Here is a 6,299-nt window from a genome sequence, read left to right on the forward strand (position 1 = left end):
CTACTCCTTCAGCGTTCCTGCAAGCATGCGTTCCTCCTTGGTGATCGGAACGCGCTGCAGCGGATTGAGAATCAGCAGAAGCAACACCGGGAAGGTGGCCGACTCGTGGCGGGTCCACGATCCGAAGTCCGGCTCGAACAGCGCGGAGGCCAGAACGTAGCCGAGGAACACACAGATGGCGATGAACAGGGAGCTGTCCTCCACCTGATTGATCTTGCGCAATAGATTGACCATGTATGCGGTCACCATAAGCTGGAACGCGAAGAACGGCAGATATGACGCGCCACGGATCGCCAATTCGAACGGCAGCATCATACGGATCAGATTGACCACATAGTTCACCATGAAGATCGGCAAACCGCCGCCTGGGATCCAGTTGTGGATTGCCGTGTTCATGTTGCCGCCGTTATCTTCGCCGAAGGCAGCGCTGTATCCAGCACGGAGTCCGATGATCTGGTTGTATTCGTCCGGCATGATCGCCTTGGCCACGATCATCATCGCATAGATCATCCCGAACATCAGCACGATGATCCAACCCAGCGAGGCAAGACCAAGCTGTCTACGGGAACGGAAGAACAGCAGGATCGCGTATACACCCAGCACAAGGGCCGCGATCAGAATGTAATACTCGCGGTAGAACGTACTTTCGAAGTACAGTACCATCGCGCTGCCCACCACTTTGATCACCGAATTCTCGATCGGGAGGACGAGGATCACATACACGGCGAAGAAGAACGCAAACTGGATGATGTCCTTGCCGATATTGAACACGTAGATGTTGAGCAGACCCACGGTGGCGAGGATGAACAGCGTCTGCAACAGATCCGGGGAATTGGCGCGCAGAATCATGGCGAACACCAGCACGGAGAACATCATGCCCAGCATGATCGTCCATTGGGCCATGGTGGTGAAGTCCAACACGTTGAGTTTGATGAACATGTTGGTCGCCACGGCGTATGAGCCAGACCACCATGCATCGTCACCAGCCGTACCGTTCACCATGTTCAGAATACGGTTGTTGTCGAAGAAATACTTGTCCGGCAGGATGAACAGCACCATCAGCTTGGCGACGATCATGATGGGAAAGATCAGGGCCAGCAGCACGTTCTTGTTGTGATAGTTCGAAACGGCGATGCGGCCTTCAAGATCCTCACGTTCGGCGTCGCTGAGATGGCTCTGCGGCTGAGTGGCCTGCGCCTGGCGGGCATGTGCGTGTGCGCCTCTCGCCATCATCGGCCTCCTTGGGATTTCTTCGCCGCGCGGGCGCGTTCGATCGCCTCGCCCTTGGCAAGCGCGTTGAGGTAGAACTCCTGCAGCCACTGGGCGTTGGCGACGATGTCGTATCCGGCTTCGGTCACCTTGTCGGCACCCGTGGTGCGATCTGCGGCGGTTTCCATGACCTTGTCATGCTGGGCGAGCACGCTTCTGGCCCAGTCCTCGGGGCTGGCCTCGAGCGCCACGATCTGCACGTTGCCGGTCACGTCGCACTGGCTGGGCACCTTGTCGGAGATGGTGCACGGCAGGCCGGCGGACTGGGCTTCGATCATGGTCATCGGGAAGCCCTCGTACAGCGATGGCAGGATGAACGAATCCATGCCCTGCATCAGGCGGTTCACATCGGGGCGCACGCCGGTGAACACCACACTGTCGTCGAGGCCGAGCTCGTGGACTTTGGCCTTCACCTGGTTCTTCAGACTGTCGTCAAGTTCGCCGCCGCCGACAAGCCACAGCTGGCTGTTCGGACGCTGCTTGTGTACGGCGTTGAAGATGTCGATGAGCTGCATGTGGTTCTTCTGCGGGAAGAACCGGCCCACATGTCCGAGCACGAAGCAGTCCTCGGGCACATTGAACTCCGCACGCACTTCGGCGGCGGTCTGCGGATCGTATCGGTACTGGGCGGTGTCCACGGCGTTGCGCTGCTGGATCACGCGCTTGCGGTTCTTCACGCCGAACAGCCAGTCGCCGGCCTCCTGTCCGCATGCAAACATGTGCGTCACGTACGGGGGAAGACGGAAGCGGAAGTATTCACGCACGATCGACTTCAGATCGAAGCCGACCGGACGATTGTGCGCATGTGCGATGCGCACCGGAATGCCCATCTCCTTGGCGATGCGCAACGCGAAGTAGCTGCGTTCCTCAAGGTTCGAATGGATGATCCGGTACTCGGAATGCTTCTTCAGGAACGCGCGGAACTGACGCTTGTACTTGGCGAAATCCTGCGGGTACAACGGGCACATGCGGTACACTTTGCCGCCCAGTTTTGCGATCTCGTCCTCGTAGGCGGCGTGATAGTCGCGGTTGACGAGGAAGTCGTATTGCACCTTGCTGCGGTCCATGTGACGCAGGTAGTTCATGGTCATGGTCTCGGCACCGCCGCGATCCATCACGGTGTCGAGGACCAGCACCCTCACGGGCTTGGAATCGTTCTGATTGCTGTGCTCGCCGGTCATCGCCTGATCTCCTCCATGCTCAACTTCACATCCTGACGTACGATCACGTCGCTCGGCACGTCCTGTGCCACCACACATCCGGCGCCGATCACCACGTTGTCGCCGATGGTCACGCCCTTGAGAATCGTCACGTTCGAACCGATCCAGCAGTGCTTGCCGATCGTCACCGGAGCCTCCGTGTAGCCCTGATCCTTGATCGGCTGGGACGGATCGGCAAAACGGTGATTGTGATCGTAGATGCGCACGTTCTCGCCGAAGATCGTGCCATCGCCGATCGTGATGCCCTTGCGGGCGTGCAACGCGCAGAAGTCGTTAAAGAACACGTCATCGCCGAGCGTCACCCTGGCACCGTTCTCCACGGTCAGCTGGAACGCCCGACGCATGTGGAACCGCTTGCCGTAGTGGAATCCACCGCCGAACACCACACGGTAGAACCACTTCAGGATCAGTCCGGTGAACCGGTACCAGGCTTTGATCAGGATCACTTGCTGTTCCTCTCGCTCGTGTCTCTTCTTGGTTGTCGTTGTCTTGGTCTTGGTTGCTGAATACCACCGTCAGGCGTTGCCGTTGTACTCGTCGACGATCTGATCCAGCATCTGCTGTTCGGTGAACCGGTCGTAATACGTCTGTTTCACCTGATCGTGCAACGTTCCGGTTTCGGGATGCTGTTCCAACAGATGGTTCACCGCCGCCACGCCTTCGTCGATCTTGCCGACACCGAACAGTTCGCCGTTCCGACCGGGAAGTACGACTTCGTCGTTGCCCGTCGTGCGCGTGGCCGCGATCGGCACTCCCGCGCGCAGGGCCTCCACCAGCGAGTACGGCATGCCCTCGTACAGCGACGACAGCAGGTACACGTCGAACGCGGGCACCAGCAGTGCGGCGTCGCTGCGGTAGCCGAACAGATGGATGTTGCCACCCAGATTGTTCTTGGCGATGTACGCCTTCACGTTGGCTACGAATTCAGGCTCGCCTTCGCCCATGTACACGAAATGCACGTCGGGACGCTGGGCGATCACACGGTTCGCGATGGCCATGAACGTCATCGGATCCTTGCGATCGTTCAGCCATGCGCAACAGCCGACGATCGGCGACTCATCCGGCACCACGTCACGCAGTCCCAGCCGTTCGCGTGCTTCGAGGCGCGACGGCAGTTCGATATCCGGCAGACCGTTGTAGATCACACGGAACTTACCCTGCCGATCGATATGATGCTTCAACGCGTTACGATATTCGCCACGACTCACGTTGAACGTGCGCGTGGTGGCATGACGGCTGGTCCAGCGCTCCATCAGCACGAACGCATCCCGCTTCAGCGAGGAGAACTCCGGTGCATCGAACGCATAGGCATGAGGCGTGTAGAAGATCTTCGGCACACCTTCCTTATGTGCCGCAACACGGCCCACGAATCCGGCGATCGAACTGTGGCAGTGCACAATGTCGGGGCGGATATCGCGAATCACCCGTCGCAGTTCACGAATCGAGGCAATCAAGGGCTTCGGACTGACCGTGCGCTGCATACTCGGCATCAGAATCAAACGGACCTTCTTGGCCAACTCGTCCTTCTGCTGCTCGAATACGTGATCGTATCGCTCTCCATACACCAGCGTGATGTCATACTGTTCCGGATCGAGACCATTGAGCAGTTGGAGTACATGGGTACGCACTCCCCCGCCGACCGTCTCGACGATGAACATCAGCTTCTGCTTCATCATTCCACCCTGCACGGGGGAGGTATTCCGTCACCACCCTGAATATCTCCCCCAATACCTTAGTTGTTATATGAGTTTCAAAGACCTGGCGCCGTTACTTACCGCTGACGGCGGTTCGCGCCGAACGCGGTGCCTGGGCCTGGACCTGAGGCCGAGCCTGAGTCGCGGGAGCGGAAGCAGAAGCCTTCCTGGACGACCGCTTGGAGGACTTCTTGGCCTTCGTCTCCGATTCCTCGTAGTAGTAGTAATTGCCCTTGCGGCTACGCTCGTGGGCCACACGGTTGAAGGCCACGCCGGAGATCTTGACACGGGAGACCTTGAACTCGTGCGCAACATCGCGCAAAACCTTCTTGCGACCGACGGTCTGGGCGACCACAAGCAGCAGCGTCGCACCCTCGCGGGCAAACAGGGAAGCATCGTTCGACACCTGCATAGGCGCGGTATCGATGATCACATGATCGTAGTGCTTGGCCGCCTGATCGATCATGTTCTCCATGACCGCAGAGCTCAGCATCACCGCGGCGGTACCCTGATTGTCCTCGACGGGAAGCACCTGGAACTCAGGCTTCCAATACTGCTGTACGGCAGTCTGGGCGTCCACCTGATTGGTGAGCATCTGCATCAGACCAACGCCGTTGCTGATGCCGAGGGCCTTGGCGACGGAAGGATGGCGCACATCGGCGTCGATGAGCAACACGCTCTCGCCCTTTTCCACGAACGTGGCGGCGATGTTCACGGACACCGTGGTCTTTCCCTCGCCTAGCATGGCCGAGGTGACCACCAGCACGTTTCCACGATTACCTCTGTCGTTCTTCACAAACGACAGATTCGTGATCAGACGACGGAACTCTTCGGCGGCGTGACCACGCGGCTTGACGATCACGGCCGGAGTACGACCGGCCAGCGTCGGGCTCTTCGGAACCGCGGCCAGAATAGGGGCCGGCACGATGCTCTGGATCTCGGCCTTCGTATGGATGCTGTTATCGGACATCTCACGGATGACCGCGCCCGCGGCGGCAATGATCAGCGCAGCGAACGCACCCATCATCATGTTGCCCTTGACATTAGGCGAGGACGGCGAGGACGGTACATACGGCTTCTGGATGAAGGACAGCTGGATGCCGCTCGACCCATCGCTGGTGATCTGCTTGTTGAGCTGCTTGACGACCTCGTTGAGGATCGTCACCGTGTCGTTTGGATCGGAATAGGTCACCGTCATGCTGACGAAAGCAGAGCCGTCCGACGCGGATGCGGAAACATTGCCACGCAGGCCGGCAACGCTAGTGTGCAGTCCGAGGTTGTTGACCACAGGCTCGAGCACTGCGTCCGACTGCACCAGCTGCGCGTAGCTGGCAAGCGGAGAGCTGCCACCGTTCGAGGCTCCCGTGGTCATGGCACCATCGGAGTTCTTCGCCATGAGCTGCGCCGAAGTCGTATACATCGGCGGAGTCGTGTAGGTCTTACCGGCGACGACACCGATGACCAGCAGGAACAGGATGATTTCGAGGTGGTGACGTTTTCTTGGACTGTGATCCGGGAGGAGTCATCATGGCGAGGTATACGAGGGAGCAGCGTCGGCGTGCGGTGGAGTTGTATGTGAGGTATGAGTGCTGCGCGGCGGACGCGATCCGGGAGTTGGGGTATCCCAGTCGTGAGGCGTTGCGTATGTGGCATCGGGACTGGCTCGAGGAACAGAGGACGGGAATACCCTCGACGCGTGGCGAGCGGTATTCGCGCTACACGTTGGAGCAGAGGCGGGCCGCGGTGGACCATTACCTGACGNACGGGCGGCGAGCGAGCCGTACGATCCGCCAAATGGGGTATCCGAGCAAGACGCTGCTGGCCTCGTGGATTGACGAGCTCGCGCCCGGCGAACGCCGGCTTCGCCACGGGCCCATACCTGAGGAGCTCAAGCGCGAGGCCGTGCTCAAGGTCGCGTCCGGTGGAGCGAGCTCGCGTGAGGCGGCGGAGGGATTGGGAGTGGATTCGTCGGTAGTGAGAAACTGGAAGCGGCGATTGCTCGACAAGACGAAAGGGGCCGCGGTGGCGAAGGACGAACCGGAACGCAAGGATACCGCACCGCAGGCTGATGCGGATGCGCTGCGCGGCGAGATCGCCTCGCTGAACGCCGATCTTG

General features: G+C 59.6%; 6 protein-coding genes. 1 reads left to right on the forward strand and 5 read right to left on the reverse strand.

Translation table 11 applies throughout. The annotated features are described in order from the left end of the window. The 5 genes from BTIS_RS07795 to BTIS_RS07815 all read right to left on the reverse strand — a co-directional run bounded on the left by BTIS_RS07795 (window position 1) and on the right by BTIS_RS07815 (window position 5,603). A complete protein-coding gene (locus BTIS_RS07795; protein ID WP_143248909.1) occupies window positions 1-1,233 on the reverse strand; it encodes a hypothetical protein in 1,233 nt (410 codons plus the stop codon). Next, on the reverse strand, window positions 1,230-2,450 hold the full coding sequence (locus BTIS_RS07800; protein WP_094664284.1) for a glycosyltransferase family 1 protein: 1,221 nt from the start codon (window positions 2,448-2,450) through the stop codon (window positions 1,230-1,232). The genes BTIS_RS07795 and BTIS_RS07800 overlap by 4 nt, the downstream gene beginning before the upstream one ends. After that, window positions 2,447-2,935, reverse strand: a complete 489-nt coding sequence (locus BTIS_RS07805; protein ID WP_094664286.1) for an acyltransferase — start codon at window positions 2,933-2,935, stop codon at window positions 2,447-2,449. The genes BTIS_RS07800 and BTIS_RS07805 overlap by 4 nt, the downstream gene beginning before the upstream one ends. Window positions 2,936-3,004: 69 nt before the next feature. Further along, the gene (locus tag BTIS_RS07810) at window positions 3,005-4,165 is read right to left on the reverse strand and encodes a glycosyltransferase (protein WP_245819377.1); all 1,161 of its coding nucleotides are present in this window, start codon (window positions 4,163-4,165) and stop codon (window positions 3,005-3,007) included. A gap of 91 nt (window positions 4,166-4,256) precedes the next feature. Continuing rightward, entirely contained in the window at window positions 4,257-5,603 is a 1,347-nt protein-coding gene (locus BTIS_RS07815) for a tyrosine-protein kinase domain-containing protein (RefSeq protein ID WP_158216873.1), read from the reverse strand. Window positions 5,604-5,977: 374 nt separating this feature from the next. On the opposite strand from BTIS_RS07815, the gene BTIS_RS12350 reads away from it, so the two are divergent. Then, the coding region (locus BTIS_RS12350; RefSeq protein WP_476695607.1) for a transposase at window positions 5,978-6,299 on the forward strand (322 nt) is incomplete at its 3' end.

It is taken from the genome of Bifidobacterium tissieri (assembly GCF_002259645.1).
GTDB classification, from domain to species: Bacteria; Actinomycetota; Actinomycetes; order Actinomycetales; family Bifidobacteriaceae; genus Galliscardovia; species Galliscardovia tissieri.

Coding starts and splice junctions, on each gene's coding strand:
- BTIS_RS07815 (WP_158216873.1), bottom strand. CDS start 5,603: ATGTATACGACTTCGGCGCAGCTCATGGCGAAGAACTCCGATGGTGCC.
- BTIS_RS07810 (WP_245819377.1), bottom strand. CDS start 4,165: ATGATGAAGCAGAAGCTGATGTTCATCGTCGAGACGGTCGGCGGGGGA.
- BTIS_RS07800 (WP_094664284.1), bottom strand. CDS start 2,450: ATGACCGGCGAGCACAGCAATCAGAACGATTCCAAGCCCGTGAGGGTG.
- BTIS_RS07795 (WP_143248909.1), bottom strand. CDS start 1,233: ATGATGGCGAGAGGCGCACACGCACATGCCCGCCAGGCGCAGGCCACT.